This window comes from Acinetobacter sp. LF10, assembly GCF_048585715.1.
In the GTDB taxonomy this organism is placed as follows: Bacteria; Pseudomonadota; Gammaproteobacteria; order Pseudomonadales; family Moraxellaceae; genus Acinetobacter.
On the sequence record NZ_CP184160.1, the window covers coordinates 37,783 to 57,915 of the forward strand.

The window sequence follows — 20,133 nt, forward strand, 5'->3', positions numbered from 1 at the left end:
CTGTCTTAAAACGAGCTTTCATCTATTGATCTTTGAGAATGTCGTTAGATAATCCGTTGAAGTTTAATATTTTTACCTTTTGGTAAAATTAGTTTTAAAATAAACTATCGTATTTATTATTTATTTTTTTCTAAATTATTTGAAAAGTTAACTATCTTATTTAAAAAATATTTTCTAATTTTTTTCTAAAAATGGAATGTTTTGCCAATCTTGCCATCAACACGTGTGATTTATGTTGATGGCAAGGCTCTTATTTAGCCGGTATTGCGCAAACCTGCGGCAATCCCTGCAATACTCACCATTAAGGCATGATCGACAGGGCTATGCTCGGTTTGATGCTCGGCTAAATACAGACGACGGCGTTTCATCAGCTCTGCTTGTAATAAATGCAGAGGCAATAAATATGGTTTACGCACCTGCATGGATTGATCCAATACTTCATTATTACTCAGAAGTTTGGATTCACCTTTGAGACGTAACAGCGTATCGACGGCATTTTGTAAGCGTTGGCGTAGCTCAATCCCTAGAACTTTTAAGTCCTGATCTTGGGTGAGATGAGATTCATAGTACAACGCAATATCTGCATCAGATTTGGATAAAACCATTTCCAGCATATCAATTAAAGTTTGGAAATACGGCCACTGTTCAAGCATTTCATTTAAGGTGTTTTGGTGTTGTCCATGTACCTGATTGATCGCCGTGCCTGTACCCAACCAAGCGGGCAGCATTAAGCGGATTTGTGTCCATGCAAATACCCAAGGAATCGCTCGAAGAGATTCTATGCCACCACTGACTTTTCGTTTGGCTGGGCGTGAACCAAGCGGTAGCATTTGTAATTCTAACTCAGGCGTGACTGTGCGTAGATAACTGACAAAATTCGGATTTTCACGCACAGTTTGGCGATAGACCTGTACTGATAAATCAGTCATTTGATTCATCAAATCACGCCATTGTTTCTTTGGCTCTGGCGGTGGCAATAACGTTGCTTCTAAAGTCGCTGCTGTATAGATTTCCAAATTTTGTAGCGCGATGCCTTCTAAACCAAATTTAAAGCGAATCATTTCACCCTGTTCAGTGACACGAATTGCACCTGAAATCGAACGTGGTGGTTGTGAGAACAATGCTTGTTGGGTTGGCGCACCGCCGCGACTGATTGAACCGCCACGACCATGAAACAGAGTCAATTGCACCCCATGTTGTCGAGCGACAGCGGTGAGTTCTTCTTGCGCACGATATTGTGCCCAGTTTGCCGACATAAAGCCTGCATCTTTCGCAGAGTCCGAATAGCCAATCATCACCTCATGTTTGCCTTGAATATGCTGTTTGTACCAATGCATATTGAATAAGGTACTCATAGTTTTGGCTGCGCCGTCGAGATCCCTTAATGTTTCAAATAAGGGCACCACTCGAAGAGGATGTTGGATACCAGCTTCTTTTTGTAAGAGTAAGACAGCTAAGACGTCACTTGGATATTCTGCCATCGAAATAATATAGGCACCCAAGCTCTCAGCTGGTTGTTCAGCCAAAGTGCGCATGGTGGCAAACACTTCCAAAACATCAGGATGCTGAATCAAGCTGCCTTCTGGTTCATTGATAAACTTAGGTAATAACGGACGTTTGCTTTGTAGTTCCTGAATGAGGAAGTTCTGACGGGCTTGCTCCGTCCACGATTCAAAGTTACCCAAACCTAAATATTCGGTAATCGCTGAAATGGCTTGACGATGCCGCCCTGATTCTTGGCGAATGTCGAGTTTGAGTAATTCAATCCCGAAACAATTCACACGATAAATGAAATCGAGTAATTGCCCATTGGCGATTTCAGCTAAGTTACTGTCGATCAGTGAGCGATAGCAGAGTAATAAGGGCTGTAATAATTCATCTTTATTTCGAATGATCTGGCTATCATCGGCTTCTAAGCCTTGTAAGCGTTGACCCAAGCAATAACGTGTTGCTTTCAAGCGTTCACGGGTTTCGCGTAAATATTCACGATAGGGTTCAGGGTGTTCATAACCGAGTGCTTGAGTGAGTTCATCCGAACAGCTTTGAATTGACAATTCCCAGCGTAGATTTTCAATATCACGTAGATATAAATCAGCAGCTTGCCAACGTGATAACCATAATACTTCTTGTGTCACTTGATGAGTCACATTGGGATTGCCATCACGATCACCGCCCATCCATGAGGCAAAGCGAATGGGTGCAATATTGAGTGGCAAATACTGTTCACAATGCTGCTGGGTGAGTTCATTCAGCTCACGAATAAACTTGGGTACAGCATTCCATAAGGTTTGTTCAATGGTGGCAAAGCCCCATTTCGCTTCATCGACAGGGGTCGGGCGATGTTGGCGAATTTCGTCTGTCTGCCAAGCTGAACTGACCAATTGTTTCAGGGTGGCGATGGTTTGTTGACGCTCACGTGGAGTGAGTTTTTGCTGATCCAGTTGAGATAGACAATCGGTAATATCATCATATTTTTGAATCAAGGTACGACGACTGACTTCAGTTGGATGCGCTGTGAGTACCAATTCAATTTTTAAATCGCAGATTTGTTCGAAGAGTTGTTTTTGATTGATCTGTTCAGTTTTGAATTTTTCAAATAAATGTGACAAAGGATTTGGATTAGGGGCTTGTTCGTCAAACTCAGCCTGACGACGATTACGCACCACATGATATTGTTCCGCGATATTGGCAAAATTAAGAAAATGTGAAAATGCACGAGTCAGCGGTAAAATTTCTTCATCTTTCAAGCCGAGAAAAAGTTGTTCGAGCTGTTTTTCTGCTTCAACTTGACCGTCACGAGCACCTTTGGCTAATGTACGGATTTGCTCAATTTGATTAAACAAATCTTGCCCAGCGTGTTGCTTTAAGGTCTCTCCAAGTAGATTGCCCAGTAAACGGACATCTTCACGTAATGGAGCTGTGATTTGTTGAATCATTCTATTTCTCCTCATGGTCTCTTTCGACTATAGCGCGATTGAGAGACAATCCAAGTGGAGAACGTAAATAAATGTGAATTTTATCTAATTTTTAGGTTGATATTTAAGCAAAAAAAATTCCATTGCTTGTTCAATCATCTGCTCGATTTCCATAGTGGTTGGAACGGGATCTAAGCCAAGCAAGACTTTATGATGACGTATGCCTAACAGCAATGACATGATGAGGTCAGTCAGTTTAAGTGGCTCATCTGCCCGAATGAATTTAAACGCAATCGCCTGCTCAAAAAAATCACACCAAACATTACACATCCGCGTATGCGATGCATCAAAAAATTGTTGTGTAAGTGGACTTTGTTCAGCGGCAAGTTCAAACAAGAGACAATCTAATTTAAGCGCCTCAGGCAAATAAATAATGTTTAAGGCTCGATGACACATTAAATACAATGCTTGCCCAAAATCGGACTCAGCTGTCAGTTCAAATTGTTTCGCTCGAATCGATTCTTCACAGCTTTCTTCAATCGCGCAGATAAATAAATTGGCTTTGTCTTGAAAGTGGTTATACACCGTGAGTTTGGTGACACCTGCTTCTTTTGCAATCTGATTCATATTGGTCGCGTGGTAGCCCATTTTTAAAAAAATAGATTTCGCAGCCTGTAAAATTTTGGCTCTCTTTTCTAAATCTTTAGGACGACCACTGTGAATTTGCACGTTACCTTTCTCTTTAATTCAATTAAAAATCACAATGCTAGATTTATTTTTTAATTAGTGTACTCATGAGTATATTAATTAAAAAATAAACAATCTATCATAATGTGCATATTGTGCCTTAAAAAATCAATTTGAATAAGAGCGAAACAGAGATGAATCTGCTAAATCATGTAATTGTGGGGTTGCTCGTACTCAGCAGTGTCACTTTAACGGCATGTCAAAAAGAGGTTCCCAAGACAGAGGAAATTCCTTATGTCATGGTGACGCAGCCGAATACGAATCATATCGATCAAAAAAGTTATGCAGGCGATGTTCAAGCCAAGCAACAAACGGCATTGGCATTTCGTGTCGGGGGACAAATTACCGAACGTTATGTTGATGTGGGTGATCGGGTCAAAGTCGGACAGGTTTTGGCTAAATTAGATGTGAAAGACGCACAATTGCAAATGAACGCTGCCAAAGCACAATTGCAAAGTGCTGAAGCCGCAGCAAAAATTGCTGCTGAAGAATATCAGCGTTATCAACAGTTATTACCTGTCAATGCAGTGAGTCGCTCACAATTTGATGCGGTGAAAAATCAGTATGAATCTGCGCAAGCAGCTTTACAGCAAGCGCGTTCTAATTATGAAGTGTCTTCAAATCAAACGGGCTATAACCAACTTATTTCGAATAAGAATGGGGTGATTACACAACGTCAAATAGAGGTTGGACAGGTCATCGCAGCAGCACAACCTGCCTATCAACTCGCCATTGAAGGCGAGCGAGAAGTCGTGTTTGGCGTACCTGAGCAAGCCGTTAGCAGCATTAAAGTGGGTCAACCTGCTTGGGTTACGTTGTGGTCTCAGCCTGATGCTCGTTTTGCAGCGAAAGTTCGTGAAGTGTCACCTGCCGCAGATCAATCTCGAACCTTCACAGTTAAAGTTTCATTATTGGAAGGGCAATCGAGCATCCAGTTGGGGCAAAGTGCGCGAGTAATTTTTGTCGCAAATGAAAATAATGTGTTGAGTGTGCCTTTATCCAGTGTCACTGCCAATAATCAACAAGCGTATGTTTGGGTGGTCAATGCCAATCAAACCTTACGTAAAGTCCCTGTGACGTTGGGCACTTATGGGCGTGATAGCGTACCGATCCTTTCAGGTTTGAAAGCTTCAGATTGGGTCGTGGTGGGTGGTGTGCATCTATTACGTGACCAGCAAAAAATCCATCCTGTAGATCGTGATAATCGCGAAGTCACCGTTAAAACGGGAGGTTAAGCATGAAATTTAACCTTTCAGAATGGGCGCTGAAGAATAAGGGCATTGTTCTGTATTTTATGCTGTTACTCGGCATTGTCGGAATTATGTCTTATTCCAAGCTCTCACAGAGTGAAGATCCTCCCTTTACGTTCAAAGTGATGGTGGTACAGACCTATTGGCCAGGGGCAACTGCTAAAGAAGTGTCGACACTCGTTACCGATCGTATTGAAAAAGAATTGATGACCACGGGGCAGTATGATCGCATCATGGCGTATTCACGCCCTGGTGAATCGTTGGTGACCTTTGTTGCTAAAGACAGTTTGCCATCGAGCCAGATTCCTGATATTTGGTATAACGTCCGTAAAAAGGTCAATGATGTACGTTCACAGCTACCGAGTGGCGTGCAAGGGCCATTTTTTAATGATGAATTTGGCGATACCTTCGGGAATATTTATGTCCTGACGGGTAAAGATTTTGACTATGCGGTAATGAAAGAATATGCCGATCGTTTGCAACTACAACTGCAACGGGTCAAAGATGTCAGCAAAGTCAATCTCGTTGGTCTGCAAGATCAGAAAATCTGGATTGAATTATCCAATACCAAAGCTGTTCAGCTCGGTGTCCCCGTGACTGCAATTCAGGAAGCGATACAAAAGCAAAATGATATGGCAGGTGCAGGTTTCTTTGAAACAGGTACCGACCGTATTCAAATTCGTGTCAGTGGGCATTTACATAGTGTCGATGACCTGAAAAAAATGCCGTTGTTGGTCGGGAATAAAACCATTCAATTGGGTGATGTTGCTGAAGTCTATCGTGGTTTCAGTGAACCTGCTCAGCCTCGTATGCGTTTCATGGGCGAGAACGGTATTGGGATTGCGGTGTCGATGCGCAAAGGTGGAGACATCATTGCACTGGGCAAAAACCTAGAAACTGAATTTAATAGCTTACAAAAGAGCTTACCTTTGGGCATGAAACTGCAAAAAGTTTCAGATCAGCCTGTAGCGGTACAACGCAGTATTCAAGAATTTTTAAAAGTACTGGCTGAAGCGGTGATTATCGTTTTATTGGTGAGTTTCTTCTCGCTCGGTTTCCGTACAGGGTTGGTCGTTGCATTGTCGATACCGTTGGTACTGGCGATGACGTTTGCAGGGATGAGCTTATTTGATGTAGGGCTACACAAGATTTCTTTGGGTGCATTAATTCTTGCACTGGGTTTGTTGGTCGATGATGCGATTATCGCTGTTGAAATGATGGCGATTAAAATGGAGCAGGGTTACAGCCGACTGAAAGCCGCAGGCTTTGCATGGCAAACCACCGCGTTTCCAATGTTGACAGGAACGCTGATTACTGCAGCAGGTTTCCTTCCAATTGCTACAGCTCAATCAGGCACAGGTGAATACACACGTTCTATTTTCCAAGTCGTGACGATTGCATTGATCGTTTCATGGATTGCTGCGGTTTTATTCGTACCTTATTTGGGCGAAAAATTACTGCCTGATTTCACCAAGCAAAATCAACAAGCGGCGTGGTATTTACGCCTATGGGCAAGGTTACGTAAGCAACCAGCACCTGTCGTTGAGGCACATGCTGGGCATCATGATCCATATCAGTCAAAATTTTATCAATCTTTCCGTGGTGTCGTTGAAATCTGTATTACCTATCGTAAGACAGTGATTGCAGTGACCGTTGGCATATTTGTGTTGTCAGTGGCGATGTTTAAATTCGTTCCACAGCAGTTCTTCCCAGCATCAAACCGTGCGGAAATTTTGGTTGATTTAAAATTAGAAGAAGGCGCATCACTGGTTGCGACTGAACAGGCAGTGCATAAGGTTGAGCAATTCCTTGCGAAACAAAAAGGGATTGATAACTATGTAGCCTATGTCGGTACAGGGTCACCACGTTTCTATTTACCTTTGGATCAACAGCTTCCACAAGCCAGTTTTGCTCAATTTGTGGTATTGGCATCGTCTTTAGATGATCGTAATGAAATTCGCCGCTCTTTAGAGAAACAAATCAAGCAACTCTTGCCACAAGTACGTACCCGTGTGTCTTTACTTGAAAATGGCCCACCTGTGGGTTATCCATTGCAGTATCGTGTCTCAGGTGAAGATTTGGCAACGGTTCGGGCAGAGGCACAAAAAGTTGCTAAAGTTGTAGGTGAAGACCTGAATACCACCAATGTCCATTTGGATTGGGGTGAGCCAAGTAAAATTATTGCGATTGAAATTGACCAAGACCGTGCCCGTCAAATGGGTGTTTCTAGTGTTGATTTAGCCAATTTCTTGAATGCTTCGGTGACAGGCTCAGTGATGAATCAATATCGTGAAAAACGTGAGTTGATTGAGATTCGTCTACGTGGTGATAAAACTGAACGTGCAGAAGTGGCTTCTTTGGCAAGCTTAGCTGTGCCAACCACCAAAGGAACAACCGTACCTTTGGCACAGATTGCAAAAATTGAATCGCGCTTCGAAGAAGGCTTGATTTGGCATCGTAACCGCCTACCAACGATTACGGTTCGTGCCGATATTCGAACCAATTTACAGCCTGCAACCGTGGTTCAGCAGTTAGCAGATAAAATGCAAACTTTACGTGCGGATTTACCAAATGGCTATTTGCTTGAGGTGGGGGGTACGGTTGAAGAATCTGCGAAAGGTCAAAATTCAGTCAATGCAGGTATGCCATTGTTCTTGGCTGTGGTGATGACCTTGTTGATGATTCAATTGCGGAGTATGTCACGTGCAACGATTGTTCTGCTGACAGCACCACTTGGCTTAATTGGAGTGGTTGCATTCTTACTCTTGTTTAATAAACCATTTGGTTTCGTGGCGATGCTTGGGACGATTGCATTGTCAGGGATGATTATGCGGAACTCGCTGATTTTGATTGATCAAATTGAACAAGATATTCAGGCAGGGTATGCTCCGTGGGATGCGGTGATTGGTGCAACCATGCGCCGTTTCCGTCCAATTGTATTGACGGCATTGGCTGCGGTACTGGCGATGATTCCTTTATCACGCAGTCTTTTCTTTGGTCCGATGGCGGTTGCGATTATGGGAGGCTTAATTGTTGCGACCTTATTGACCTTATTTTTCTTACCTGCATTGTATGCAGCATGGTTCAAAGTGAAGAAAGCAACACCGCTATCGTAATTATTTTGTGAATAAAGGTGCGAAATATTGAAAATTTCAATATAGTAGCACCTATATTTGAAGACCAAAAAATAATTGAATTTCATTGCATGATTGGTTTGGCAAAATGCGATGAATGAGGTGATCTAGAGCATGGGGCAAGACAATGTTGAGCAGCATCGCCGTTACGTGGCGATTTCTTATGTGTTCATGTTTCTTGCATTATTTACAATCGTGTTTGCAGTATTTGCATACCTATTAGCGCGAAAAGTTGCGATTGTGGATAATGCTGAAGTATGGATTCATGCACATGCCCTTTGGATCATGCGTAACGTGCTGTTATTTACCATGATCATTTGCTTTGCTGCGTTATGGTTTATTCCATTATTCTTTTTTGCATGGGATAGTGCATTGTGGGTAACAGGCATGACGGTCGCAGGTGTGATTTTCAGTGCAATCGCATGGTTGTTTTTGTTAAATGCATGGATCAAAGGTGTTGCTAAGTATTTTAAAAATAAAGCGGTATTCTAATTTTATCGCTTTTTTATTGTGCTAGGCCTTGTAAATTTAGAGTAGTGCCCTTATTAAGGCTCTGTTGACTTTGTTAATAAAATGTCAACAGAGCTTATTTATTTGTAGAGATTGAACCAATTCCGTGAGGAGCATCGCCAACCATGGCTAAACGTGATTATTATGAGGTTTTAGGCGTTTCGAAAACCGCAAGTGATGATGAGATTAAAAAAGCCTATCGTAAGTTGGCGATGAAGTATCATCCAGATCGTAACCCAGACAATACTGAAGCAGAAGATAAGTTCAAAGAAGCTGCAGAAGCCTATGAAATCCTGTCTGATGGCGAAAAGCGCAGTATGTACGATCGCGCTGGTCATAGTGCTTTTGAAGGCGGTTTTGGTGGCGGCGGTGGCTTCGGTGGTGGTTTTAGTGCAGAAGACATCTTTAGCCAGTTTGGTGATATTTTTGGTGGTGCTTTCGGTGGTGGCGGTGGTCGCCAACAGCAACGCCAACGCCGTGGTTCAGATCTTCGTTATGTGATGGAATTGACGCTTGAAGAAGCTGTCAAAGGCGTAAAAAAGACCATTACGTTTACTGCACCTGCACCTTGTGATAGCTGTGATGGTAAAGGTTCTAAGAATCCAAATGATGTTGAGACGTGTCGTACCTGTCATGGTGCGGGTCAAGTGCGTATGCAGCAAGGTTTCTTCTCGGTTCAGCAAACCTGTAGTACCTGCCGTGGTCAAGGCAAAATGATTAAGAATCCATGTAACACTTGTCATGGTTCAGGTGTTGCAGACCGTCAACAAACGCTTGAAGTCACTATTCCTGCGGGTGTGGACAACGGCGATCGTGTTCGCTTAACAGGTAAAGGTGAAGCGATTCGTGATGGTCAAGCGGGTGATTTATACGTTGAAGTCGTAGTTCGTGAACATGAAGTCTTCCAACGTGACGGTGCAGATCTATATATGGATGTGCCAGTCAGTATTGCTGATGCTGCATTAGGCAAAGAAATTGAAATCCCGACGCTTGATGGTCGTGTCAGCTTAAAAATCCCAGAAGGTACTCAAACAGGTAAGTTATTCCGCTTACGTGGTAAAGGTGTTCGTCCTGTACGTAGCAGCATGGTCGGTGACTTATTGTGCCGTATCGTGGTAGAAACACCTGTGAATTTAAACAGTCGCCAACGTGAATTGTTGAAAGAATTACAAGCGTCGTTAGATGGTGATGGACATGCCTCATCACCAAAGAAAAAGTCATTCTTTGACTGGTTTAACTGATGTTGAAAAAACCTGCTTCGGCAGGTTTTTTTATGGGAATTTTTTAGCGTAGGCATAGAGTTTTGCTATAGTAGCCCAATTGTTTAAATAAAAGACTAGGAAAAATTATGTCGACTTCTCCACGCATTGGAATCTTGGGTGCAGGCGGACGCATGGGGCGTATTCTGATTCAAGCAGTACAACAAGCAGGCTACCAACTCGCAGCAGCTGTTGAACGTCCAGAAAGCAGTTTGGTGGGTGCAGATGCAGGGGAACTTGCAGGGATTGGCAACATCGGCGTCAAGATTGTGGGAAGTTTAAGTGAAGTTTTAAAAGACTGTGATGTCGTGATTGATTTCACGGCGCCTGTTGCCACTGAACAACACTTAAAGTTATGCCGTGAGGCAGGTGTTGCAATGGTGATCGGCACTACAGGCATGTCGGATGAACAAAAGGCTTTCTTAGATGAAACTGCAACACAGACTCCAGTCGTTTATGCTGCTAACTATTCAGTTGGTGTGAATGTTTCAATCAAATTATTAGAGCTCGCAGCGAAAGTGTTTGGTGATACCGTTGACATCGAAATCATCGAATCACATCACCGTCATAAAGTGGATGCACCATCAGGTACCGCATTTATGATGGGTGAGGCGATTGCAGATACCTTAGGCCGTGACTTGAAAACGGATGCAGTGTATTGCCGTGAAGGTCATACAGGCGCTCGTGAACGTCAAAGTATTGGTTTTCAAACTATTCGTGGTGGCGACATCGTCGGTGAACATACCGTGATGTTTATTGGTGAAGGTGAGCGTGTTGAAATCACACACAAAGCGACCAATCGAATGAATTTTGCTTCTGGTGCTGTGCGCGCGGCTGCATGGGTTGTTGGTCGTGAAGCACGTAAATATGATATGAAAGATGTTCTTGGCTTTAATGATATTGAAGTTTAATCTTTCTTTTTTCGCCTAAAGAGCTTGTTGAGCATCTAAAAAATGTGCTGTTCAAACAAGCTCTCACAATGACTAAAACAATTGAGCATGACATGAATAAAAAGCATATTGTTCTTGCTGCACTGCTAAGTGCGACCAGCTTGGCTACTAGTGCCGCAGAAGCACCTAAACTGAGTTTACATCGTAATAATATTAAAGTTTGGACTTACCAAACAGAAAATAATCCTGTTTTCCAATATAGAGCAGAAACCACTTTTGATGTGCCATTAGAACGGGCTGTTGCTGTGGTACTGGATGTTGAACGTACGCCACAATGGGTACCTTATGTTGCGAAAGCACAACTCTTGTCTCGTGATGAAAAGAAAGGTGAATTTACCCTATATATGTTGTTAGATTTTCCGTTTCCTTTAAAAGACCGAGATGTGGTGATTAAAGGTAAAATGATTAAAAATGCAGATGGTAGTATTAGTATTAAAAATAGTACAGTGAAGAATAGTTATCCTGAACAGCCTGATGTGATTCGTCTAACTCAGTATACGGGGGATTGGACATTTCAACGGCTCGCCAATAATAAAGTCAAAGTCATGACCAGTGGTTATGCCGATCCAGCAGGTTCGATCCCTCTCAGTTTTGTAAATATGTTTGTGCAGCAGCAACCGTATCAAATGCTAATGAGGATGAAGAAAGAAATTTATAACCCATTATATGCTCAGCCTAAGTTACCCGATATGTTGAAATAAACAGAGTGATTGATCATAAGAAAGCGGCTTTTATGCACTAAAAGCCGCTTTGTATTGTGATTTGTTATTTATAAGGATAATTTGGAACGGAGCCTGTTGCAGGCAAGGTTAACCAAGTGCCTTCATTTAAATGGTTAGACCGATTTACAGGTTGTGCATAGAACGTGAGGGGGGCTGTTGGTAAGTTCAGCATTGCAATCGACGCTCGTGCGGTATCTGTGACAGATAAACCATAGAACTGAAAAATATCTTTTAAGTCATAACCCATAATCTTTGAGCTCAGCACGTAGATCAGATCAGGACGACTCAAGTTTTTGCTGCTAAATGCACCCAGACCTAACTGATTTTTCTCTGCGATAGAGGCTTTGCTCAAATCAATCTGATTGTATAAACGCTGTGAAATATTGAGTAAGCGAATAAACTCCAATACCCCTTGTGCGTCGGGTTGAGCCTTGCCCTGATGTAATTTGGTATAATTGTGTGCTAGTTGTAGATGAAATGCTTGTTTGGCATTATCATTACCTTGCCATAAGCGTTTTTCCATATCGATACGGAGTGCTTCACCAGCCAAACCTGTATCACGGTTGCTTTTGATGTAGCTGTACAATTCCGAATGATTAAAGTTATTGCCATTATTATCTAAAGCATAAATTTCATATTTACGCAGCATACTTAAGCCTGCCAAAATATTATTGTTACACTCCACACCGCAACCAATCGTATTGCCATTTTCGCTAGATGGGAAGGTCATGGTGAGCACAGCTTGAACGGTATTGTGCCCCAATTCGTGCGCCCAACCCCAACCAATATCGACTCCTGTAGAGCCATCGGATGGATTACCCGAACATAAGAAGCCGCAGGTTGCAATCCAGCCAACAAAATGCTGTACGTTTGGCGCACGATGCAGAGCACTGGTGCAATCCCAATTCAAAGCGCGACAAGCCTGTTGAGTACTGTTATCTAGCGGCATATTGTTATAACCATTGGCAATATGGTTACTGTCATAAATCACGGCTTTAATTCGACTAATATATTCGTCTGGACTTAAATTGCCAATTGCATTGAGGGCATAGGCATTGGTTTGCTGAATTTCACCACCAACAAATTTAAAGGTATTCCAACCAAAGGTTTTGCTTTGCAGCACTTGAGTTGCCGCATTTTTTTCGGCGCTGCTCATTTCTTGGGTAAAGTCGTAATGTGCGTATTTGGCACTGCCCTTGATTTTCAAGGTGATGATGCTGCCTGCTGTGGCATTGCGATAATTCAGCATCAAAGGGCCGCCGAATGGACTAATAAAGGCATTATCCTGTTGCGGCAATAATTTGACAGGATAGCTGTTTGGACGCAATGGGCGTTTATAACCTGCATCATCAAATGGGCTGCCCCAAGTGCGTAAATAACTAGTTTGTATTGAAAGATCGGCTGCTTGTGCATCGACAATTTGAATTTGTACAGCCTTGGCTGGGATACTGGCACGACCAATACTCGTCATACCACTACCTTGTGGAATTGTCACGGTAATGGTTTCCCAATCACTGCTGACGGGCATATTCTGTGCTGCTGTAGGCATATAATCCCCAGCGCCATAGCTCGATGCACGAGTATTGGTACGGTTATAATCGACCCAAGCATCAGATGCATAGGTATGCATAAAGGTGGTTGCATCACTGGTTTTTTTCAAACCTGTATAATTTACGGTTGGTCGCCATAAATCGGCAATCAGCACGAGAGCCTTGAGGAGCTCATTTTTATTCTGTGTACTAAAAGCAGATAAACTCTGAGCATTAAGCAATTGTAAGAGATTAGATTGGTTTAAAATGCTCTTAATTAGCGGGTTATTATTGTTCAATTCACCCAAAGTCGTGGTGCTTGGATCAATCAGATATTGTAGGACCTGAATGCTGTCTTCAATTTGGTTAATTCGTTGCCAACGCTCTTCTAGAGTTGCGGTTTTAGCGATGAGCAGCGTATTTTTGTTGCGGAAAAAATTATGATTAACTTGAAGTTTTAATGCATTGAGTACTTTTTGGCTATTGGTTTGAGTTTGCCAAGTTGAGGCTTGGAAATAAATTGGTTTGCCTGCTGCCATGTATTTTTCGATGAGAGATTGATCAAATTTTTCTGTTTCGATACCTTGCCCAAGAACAATCACATCCAACGCTTGCCAACAGCTATTAGCAGGGTCTAGTACATTACAGTTTGCGTCACGAACCGTTGCACCCAGTTGTTTTTCCAAATAATTTTTAGTCTGTACTGCCGATGTGCCTCTTACACTAATGGTTAAGGATTTTCCAGCCAAGGATTGATGCGCATCACCTGTAATGAGCCAACGCAAGCTGTTGTTCATCACTTCGCTAAACTGTATATAATCGCTATTATTTTCCAGTATTTTATTAAACATTTCCTGACCATAAGCCAATACCCGGCTTTGATCAATTCGACTAATAACGCCTAGACCACAGCCTTTACCTGCTTGCAGACTTAAGGCATCTTCACAGACGGCGTCCCCCATAGCGAATGGTATGCTTTGACTAAGATCGGTCGGATACAGATTTAAAGAAACGTTACTAGGTACTTGTAAAACAGGTTGTATGGCTTGATTGTTGGTATTGGAATAGAGAGCAGTGAGCAGATTTTTTTGCCAGTCACGTTGTGTCTCTGCCTTAGCCAATGCCCATTTTAACAGTGCAGGTGTATCTTGTGCTGTGAGGTTCGCTGTACTGCCTGTACGTAAAGCTTCATTGATACGAGTATTGACTGAATTATCAGGTTGAATGCTGTCAGGCGGTTGCGTTGATTCAGGTTTTGTTGTGGTACTGTCATTGCTGCCACCACCACAAGCAGTTAGCCCTAGTGTCAAAGAAAGTGCCAAGAGTGTGTTGCGTAAGACCAAAGTGTGTTCTGTCACCATAATTCCCCAAGATTAAAATAACAACGAGCAAACTGGCATATTGTTATACATATGCTCTGAGAGAGATTATAAGAAAAAACGGTCATATTTTTTAACTAACTATCGGATTATATTGAATTTTTATACATATTGTTTTGCAGAAAAATAGTTTTATGTGATCTAAGTACAATTCGAACAAGCTGATATTTGCATGGTGTGCTGATATGAGAAGCGAAATAAATTGTGAAAAGCCGATGGGCGATGTTTGTTTATCTACACGATTTCAAGCCCAACGGTATGCCACAACCCTAACGCATATTATTTGATCATGTGATTGATTTTACTGGGTTTGCCAATAGCTGTTTCGGCAAGTTTGAGTTCTAAAACTTGAACAAGTTGTCCAGTCGGTTATTGTACTGCAACTTTGACCTGTTGCTGTTGTTGCGTGCATTCAATTTTGACCGTTGGTAGAAAGTTACTTGAGAGCATCAGGCCATTTTCATTGGGCTTCTTATAGGTCAGTTTGATGACACGGGTCTGCTCAGGGGCTTCACTTTTCTCCATTTTCCATAATTCATAGGTCGATTGGTTTTGAATTTGCAGATATCCCTGTGAGAGTGATTTACACACTTGTTGTTGCTGATAAGTGGACTGGTCAGTCAGATTGCAGCCTGTAAAAAAAATTGTAGAAAATATAAATAAGATATTGTTTTTCATGCTCTTATCCTTTGTCAGTTGATTTTTATAGCTTAACGGTGTTGTATTAACCAATACAGATACAGAAATTTATAAAAAAGCAGTACAGATATGACTTTTCAATATCAACGCCTAGCAGATCAACTGGCTCATAAAATTTATCAACATGAATTACAGCCACAGCAAAAGTTGAGTTCTTTAAGGGAATTTGCTCGTCAGCAAAGTATTAGTTTGAGTACCGCACAACAATGCTACGAACTGTTAGAAGCGAAAGGACTGATTTATGTCAAAGCCAAGTCAGGCTATTTTGTAAGTTCAAGACAATATCAAAGTGCTGCTCCTAAAAGTCCAAGCTTTGAGTCCAAAGCACGGCAAGTCTCGAATTTAGACTTACAAAATCAGATTCAAACAGCATCGATTCAAAATCATTTAACCCCTTTAGGGGCTATTCAGTTGTCGCCCCATTTAATTCCTGTAGATGGGCTACGTCGTTCCCTACAGCGTGCGCTTAAACACTGTCAGCCTGAAGATTTTTTATATTGTAATAAACAGGGGCATGAGCAGTTACGTAAGGCTTTATCAGACCATTGGCGTGAAGATGGAATTTATGTCGCTACGGAAGATATTTTTATTACCAATGGCTGTATGCCAGCTTTGTCCCTGTTAATTCAGCAGATCAGTCAGGAAGGGGACAGTATTTTAATTCCAACACCTACTTTTAACGGTCAGTTGCAAATGTTGGCAAGTCTTAAGCGTAAGATTATTGAGATTCCAGCAGATCATCGAGGTATTGATCTTGAACGTCTTGAGTTTTTTATGAAACAGGGCGATGCCAAGCTGTGTTTACTCACTGCTAATTTTCAAAATCCATTGGGCTACTGTTTAAGTCATTCACAGAAGCAAAAAATTGCTCAACTCGCACAGCAATACCAATGTTTTATTTTAGAAGATGATATTTATGGTGAATGCAGTTTCCAAAAAGAGAGACCTTTGCCGATTCGTTATTGGGATCAACAAGGCTACGTAATTTGGTGTGGTTCAGTCTCGAAGTCACTGTCTACGGCCTATCGTGTAGGATGGTTTTGCTTGGGACAACAATTGCAACACTTACGACCACAACTCTTATCAAATAACGTCGGTGTAAATACACCCTTACAGTTAGGCTTGGCTGATTTCATTTATAGTCGTGGTTATCGTGAGCATTTGGATGAGTTAAGACCGAAGTTGATGCAACAAGTCGAACAGTATCGTGCTTATATTTTGGAAGTATTTGATGGGATTTCAATCGCCTTGAGTCAATCAGAAGGTGGTTATGCTTTGTGGTTGCAACTACCAGAAAATATTACAGGCTTAGAGTTATATTATTTAGCGCAGCGCCAAGGGATTAATATCGTACCAGGGGAAGTATTTGGTGAAGATCAGCGTTATCAGCACTTCATCCGCTTAAATGCAGGGCATGCGTTGACCACCGAAATCCGCCAAGCAATTCAACAGTTGGCGGATTGGGTGAGAGAGCGTATGTCGTCGATTTTAAATTAATCAAAGTCTGCTTTAAGTACAATACGATAACGTGCTTGACCTGAATGAAGTCGTTCAATGGCTTTATTGAGTTGAGACATTGGAAATAGCTCAATTTGTGGTGCAATATTTTTACGTGCGGCAAATTGTAGTAGTTGGCGCAGTGCTAAAGGTGACCCAGTTGGTGAAGCTGTAACAGATTTGGCACCACTCATGATAGTACCTACAGAAACTGGAATAGGCTCTAAGGTAATACCCAAGAAATGCATACTACCATTCGGTGCCAATGTATTGAGATAGGATTGCCAATTCAGGGTTACATTGACGGTGCTAAGCAATAGATCAAACTTGCCACGTTGCGCTTTGATCGCTTGAGCATCACGACTATTTACCACATGGTCAGCGCCCATGGCTTTGAGCTCTTCAGTTTTGTCTGGATTTGAACTAAATGCGGTAATCTCGCAACCCCAAGCCTTAAGTAGCTTGATGGCCATATGCCCTAAACCACCAATCCCAATCACACCGACATGATGTGTTGCTTGAATCTGATGTTTAAGCAAAGGATCAAACACGGTAATGCCGCCACAAAGCAATGGTCCTGCACTTTCAGGATCCAAAGCCTCCGGTAGAGGAATGACCCATTGCCAACCTGCGCGAACTTTTTCTGCAAAGCCACCCGCATGACCAACGATAGTCGCAACGCTGCCACCGGTACATAAAACTTGATGACCACCAATACAAGGATCACATGCTTGGCAACTTTCAGCTGTCCAACCAATGCCAACACGTTGACCAAGTTTCAGTCCTTTGGCTTCTGAACCGAGTGCGATAATTGTGCCAATAATTTCATGTCCAGCGACAGCAGGATAAACGGATGAATGCCATTCATTATTGATCACAGACAAATCTGAGTGACATAAACCGCAGTATTCAACTTTAACTTCAACCTGATGTGGCTTTAATTCACCTGCATCAAATTGATAAGGAACCAATTGCTCGCCTGCTTTCATTGCAGCATAAGCACGAATTTGGTTATTGCTCATTCGATAACTCCTTGGAAAGGAAAATGAATTGATATTATTTAAAATGGCAGTGATTTTCGTGATCGTTGACCATTCCTACCGCTTGCATAAACGCATAACAAGTTGTGGGGCCAACAAATTTAAAACCACGTTTTTTCAGTGTTTTTGAAAGTTTTTGACTGAGTTCGGTTTGTGCAGGTGCATCACGATAGTGAATGACATCGTTATTTGGAGTCTGATGGTCAACAAAGGCCCATAGCCAATGAGATACATCACCAACTTCATTTTTGAGTTGCTGCCATGCAATTGCATTGTCTCGAATCGCTTTAAGTTTACCTAGATGACGAATTAATCCTGCATCACTCAGTTTGTCTTCGAGTTGATCATCAGTAAACTCTGCAATCTTAGTAATTGGATAGTGAAAGAAGTGTGAACGGTAATTCTCGCGCTTTTTTAGTACTGTAATCCATGATAATCCAGCTTGTTGACCTTCAAGACAAAGCATCTCAAATAATCGTTTTTCATCTTGTTCTACTTTGCCCCATTCTTTATCGTGGTAGTTAATATAGAGTGGATCATTGGAGCACCAGCCACAGCGTTGAATCGTCATATTTGATGCTCCCTATTGTTATTCATATAAAATCATTAAAGTGTGAATGCCACCCATTCATTTGGGCGAGTATCCCAATAATACAGTTCAGCTGTATTTAAATCAGTAAATTTAAGCCAAAAGTCTTTACCAGATTTATCTGCAAATCCTGTGCTAATCAGCAGAGCATCTTCGGTAATTTCCATAATCCAGCCTTGATAGCTTGTACCATTGATGATGATTTTTTGCTGATTTCCAGACTCTGCAAATTTAACCAGTCGTTCAATCAATGCTTCTGACATTCTATGTTCCTAACGTAAATATGAGTATGGATTGACTGCTCCACGCCCTTTGCCATTTAAATAAATACCATAATGTAAATGTGGGGCAGTCGCACGAGCATTGCCTGTATTGCCCACATAACCAATGAGGTCGCCTTTATGAACATAGTCTCCCACATTAAGACCACGTTTATGACCATCTAAATGGGCATAGTAGTGCCAAGAACCAGATGGTCCAAGAATCCAAATGATTTTGCCACCTAAATTATTATTACGTAAATCAGCGACTAACCCTTCGGTAGCACTATACACTTTCGTCCCACGCTCCGCCATGATATCAATCCCTTCGTGGTTACGTCCTTGGCTACGTGCAGCTCCCCAAGTATCTCGTAATTCACTTCGATTGATACCTTTGACTGGAACGGGCAAACGGCTATCTAAACGCAGATTTTTAAGTTTATTGATTTGAGTGGCTGGTAGGGGCGTAGGCTTACTAGGCGTTGTCGTACATGCAGAAATTAGAATAGCCAATAGACTAATCACGATAAATGGAATCGAAAGACGCACACAAACTCCTTGTGATTTCGATTTACAACAATTAAGTAGAGCAAGTCTTTTGTTTTGCTGTAATCAATTTTTTCATGGCGGTTGGAATGCCTTTGGCAATCGCAGCTTCTGGACTTAGCCATACTCCATTTAATTCGATACTGAGCTGTTCTTTTTGATCATGTTCCACGTGGAACAGTTGTTCATGCAGTATCCATGTAAAGTGAGTAAAACTATGACTAATCTGTAGTGATGATACTTGAGCTTGGAGCTTAAATTGCTGTTCAATCTGTTGTAATTCGGTTGCCTGTTCGATGATAGGCAGACAATACAAACCTCCCCATAGACCGTGGGCTTCACGTTGTTGCCAAAGCCACTCACGATCTGCTTGAATTAGGAGCACATTCGCCGTTTTAACAGGGACAGGTTTTTTTGCTTTTTTAAATGGGAGTTCTTGTTCTAAACCTTGTTGATAGGCCTGACAGTGTTGTTGCATTGGGCAGTATAAACATAAAGGCTTTTTCGGTGTGCAGACTGTAGCACCCAAATCCATGATTGCTTGGGTGTAATCATGGTTACGTTCTTTCGGACACAGCTGTTCCGCAATTTGCCATAAAGCACGCTCATGTTGTGGCTTAGATAGATCATCTTCAATCGCAAAAAAACGTGCTAAAACTCGTTTCACATTGCCATCCATAATGACGCCATATTGTCGTAAGCCAAGAGACATTAATGCACCAGCAGTTGAACGACCAATGCCTGGTAATTCAATCCACTGTTCTAATGTTTCAGGAAACTTTCCTTTCTGCTTTACGATTGCAGCGGCTTTGTGCAGATTGCGTGCACGGGCATAGTAGCCTAAACCAGCCCAATAAGGGGCAACGTCATCCCAACTGGCCTGACCAAGATCGTCTACGGTTGGAAACCTTTCGATAAAGCGATCAAAATATTGCAGCACAGTTTTAACTTGAGTCTGTTGTAGCATGATTTCTGACACCCACACTTTGTAGGGATCATCAGCGATTTGCCATGGTAAATCGTGGCGGCCATGTTGGTCGAACCACGTGAGTAGTGCATCAGAAAATGAGAAATCAGACATGAATCAGAACAATCAAAAGCAGAGGC

General features: G+C 42.0%; 15 protein-coding genes and 1 pseudogene. 7 read left to right on the plus strand and 9 right to left on the minus strand.

Annotated features, from left to right (window positions below; translation table 11 throughout):
- Positions 1-254 precede the first annotated feature (254 nt).
- Together ppc and ACN19N_RS00170 are read right to left on the minus strand one after the other, a co-directional pair.
- Complete coding sequence (ppc, locus tag ACN19N_RS00165; RefSeq protein ID WP_420001742.1) at positions 255-2,936, minus strand: phosphoenolpyruvate carboxylase; 2,682 nt, start codon at positions 2,934-2,936, stop codon at positions 255-257.
- Positions 2,937-3,020: 84 nt separating this feature from the next.
- Positions 3,021-3,644 (minus strand): TetR/AcrR family transcriptional regulator, encoded by a 624-nt coding sequence (locus ACN19N_RS00170; protein ID WP_269229258.1) that lies wholly within the window; start codon positions 3,642-3,644, stop codon positions 3,021-3,023.
- Between the two features lie 152 nt (positions 3,645-3,796).
- Here ACN19N_RS00170 and ACN19N_RS00175 point away from each other — a divergent pair, with 152 nt between their 5' ends.
- The 6 genes from ACN19N_RS00175 to ACN19N_RS00200 all read left to right on the plus strand — a co-directional run bounded on the left by ACN19N_RS00175 (position 3,797) and on the right by ACN19N_RS00200 (position 11,466).
- Entirely contained in the window at positions 3,797-4,897 is a 1,101-nt protein-coding gene (locus ACN19N_RS00175; RefSeq protein ID WP_269229259.1) for an efflux RND transporter periplasmic adaptor subunit, read from the plus strand.
- A gap of 2 nt (positions 4,898-4,899) precedes the next feature.
- Entirely contained in the window at positions 4,900-8,028 is a 3,129-nt protein-coding gene (locus ACN19N_RS00180; RefSeq protein WP_269229260.1) for an efflux RND transporter permease subunit, read from the plus strand.
- A 132-nt stretch (positions 8,029-8,160) separates the two neighbouring features.
- Positions 8,161-8,538 (plus strand): hypothetical protein, encoded by a 378-nt coding sequence (locus ACN19N_RS00185; RefSeq protein ID WP_269229261.1) that lies wholly within the window; start codon positions 8,161-8,163, stop codon positions 8,536-8,538.
- A 143-nt stretch (positions 8,539-8,681) separates the two neighbouring features.
- Positions 8,682-9,797 (plus strand): molecular chaperone DnaJ, encoded by a 1,116-nt coding sequence (dnaJ, locus tag ACN19N_RS00190; protein ID WP_420001743.1) that lies wholly within the window; start codon positions 8,682-8,684, stop codon positions 9,795-9,797.
- A 107-nt stretch (positions 9,798-9,904) separates the two neighbouring features.
- A complete protein-coding gene (dapB, locus tag ACN19N_RS00195) occupies positions 9,905-10,726 on the plus strand; it encodes a 4-hydroxy-tetrahydrodipicolinate reductase (RefSeq protein ID WP_269238757.1) in 822 nt (273 codons plus the stop codon).
- Positions 10,727-10,818: 92 nt separating this feature from the next.
- Positions 10,819-11,466 (plus strand): START domain-containing protein, encoded by a 648-nt coding sequence (locus ACN19N_RS00200; protein ID WP_269229264.1) that lies wholly within the window; start codon positions 10,819-10,821, stop codon positions 11,464-11,466.
- Positions 11,467-11,530: 64 nt separating this feature from the next.
- On the opposite strand, the gene ACN19N_RS00205 is transcribed toward ACN19N_RS00200, so the two are convergent.
- Together ACN19N_RS00205 and ACN19N_RS00210 are read right to left on the minus strand one after the other, a co-directional pair.
- The gene (locus tag ACN19N_RS00205; RefSeq protein ID WP_420001744.1) at positions 11,531-14,377 is read right to left on the minus strand and encodes an ImpA family metalloprotease; all 2,847 of its coding nucleotides are present in this window, start codon (positions 14,375-14,377) and stop codon (positions 11,531-11,533) included.
- Between the two features lie 297 nt (positions 14,378-14,674).
- Positions 14,675-15,073 (minus strand): annotated as a pseudogene (locus ACN19N_RS00210) (hypothetical protein).
- 90 nt (positions 15,074-15,163) lie between these two features.
- Between ACN19N_RS00210 and ACN19N_RS00215 the strand changes: the two are divergent.
- Positions 15,164-16,591 carry a PLP-dependent aminotransferase family protein gene (locus tag ACN19N_RS00215; protein ID WP_269238751.1) on the plus strand — a complete coding sequence of 476 codons (1,428 nt, stop codon included), beginning with the start codon at positions 15,164-15,166 and terminating at the stop codon, positions 16,589-16,591.
- On the opposite strand, the gene ahr is transcribed toward ACN19N_RS00215, so the two are convergent.
- Genes ahr through mutY form a run of 5 tightly spaced genes read right to left on the minus strand, consistent with a single transcriptional unit; the run spans position 16,588 to position 20,107 of the window.
- On the minus strand, positions 16,588-17,613 hold the full coding sequence (gene ahr / locus ACN19N_RS00220; protein ID WP_420001745.1) for an NADPH-dependent aldehyde reductase Ahr: 1,026 nt from the start codon (positions 17,611-17,613) through the stop codon (positions 16,588-16,590). The genes ACN19N_RS00215 and ahr overlap by 4 nt on opposite strands.
- A 34-nt stretch (positions 17,614-17,647) precedes the next feature.
- Positions 17,648-18,202: a DNA-3-methyladenine glycosylase I gene (locus ACN19N_RS00225; RefSeq protein ID WP_269229269.1), complete on the minus strand. Its 555-nt coding sequence runs from the start codon at positions 18,200-18,202 to the stop codon at positions 17,648-17,650.
- 35 nt (positions 18,203-18,237) lie between these two features.
- Positions 18,238-18,483 carry a hypothetical protein gene (locus tag ACN19N_RS00230; RefSeq protein WP_269229270.1) on the minus strand — a complete coding sequence of 82 codons (246 nt, stop codon included), beginning with the start codon at positions 18,481-18,483 and terminating at the stop codon, positions 18,238-18,240.
- Between the two features lie 9 nt (positions 18,484-18,492).
- A complete protein-coding gene (locus tag ACN19N_RS00235; RefSeq protein WP_269229271.1) occupies positions 18,493-19,029 on the minus strand; it encodes a M23 family metallopeptidase in 537 nt (178 codons plus the stop codon).
- Between the two features lie 31 nt (positions 19,030-19,060).
- On the minus strand, positions 19,061-20,107 hold the full coding sequence (mutY, locus tag ACN19N_RS00240; RefSeq protein ID WP_420001746.1) for an A/G-specific adenine glycosylase: 1,047 nt from the start codon (positions 20,105-20,107) through the stop codon (positions 19,061-19,063).
- Positions 20,108-20,133 lie beyond the last annotated feature (26 nt).

Excerpts from the sequence above, each read along its gene's own strand:
- ppc (WP_420001742.1), bottom strand. The coding sequence starts at position 2,936 with ATGATTCAACAAATCACAGCTCCATTACGTGAAGATGTCCGTTTACTG.
- ACN19N_RS00175 (WP_269229259.1), top strand. The coding sequence starts at position 3,797 with ATGAATCTGCTAAATCATGTAATTGTGGGGTTGCTCGTACTCAGCAGT.
- ACN19N_RS00180 (WP_269229260.1), top strand. The coding sequence starts at position 4,900 with ATGAAATTTAACCTTTCAGAATGGGCGCTGAAGAATAAGGGCATTGTT.
- ACN19N_RS00185 (WP_269229261.1), top strand. The coding sequence starts at position 8,161 with ATGGGGCAAGACAATGTTGAGCAGCATCGCCGTTACGTGGCGATTTCT.
- dnaJ (WP_420001743.1), top strand. The coding sequence starts at position 8,682 with ATGGCTAAACGTGATTATTATGAGGTTTTAGGCGTTTCGAAAACCGCA.
- dapB (WP_269238757.1), top strand. The coding sequence starts at position 9,905 with ATGTCGACTTCTCCACGCATTGGAATCTTGGGTGCAGGCGGACGCATG.
- ACN19N_RS00200 (WP_269229264.1), top strand. The coding sequence starts at position 10,819 with ATGAATAAAAAGCATATTGTTCTTGCTGCACTGCTAAGTGCGACCAGC.
- ACN19N_RS00205 (WP_420001744.1), bottom strand. The coding sequence starts at position 14,377 with ATGGTGACAGAACACACTTTGGTCTTACGCAACACACTCTTGGCACTT.
- ACN19N_RS00215 (WP_269238751.1), top strand. The coding sequence starts at position 15,164 with ATGACTTTTCAATATCAACGCCTAGCAGATCAACTGGCTCATAAAATT.
- ahr (WP_420001745.1), bottom strand. The coding sequence starts at position 17,613 with ATGAGCAATAACCAAATTCGTGCTTATGCTGCAATGAAAGCAGGCGAG.
- ACN19N_RS00225 (WP_269229269.1), bottom strand. The coding sequence starts at position 18,202 with ATGACGATTCAACGCTGTGGCTGGTGCTCCAATGATCCACTCTATATT.
- ACN19N_RS00230 (WP_269229270.1), bottom strand. The coding sequence starts at position 18,483 with ATGTCAGAAGCATTGATTGAACGACTGGTTAAATTTGCAGAGTCTGGA.
- mutY (WP_420001746.1), bottom strand. The coding sequence starts at position 20,107 with ATGTCTGATTTCTCATTTTCTGATGCACTACTCACGTGGTTCGACCAA.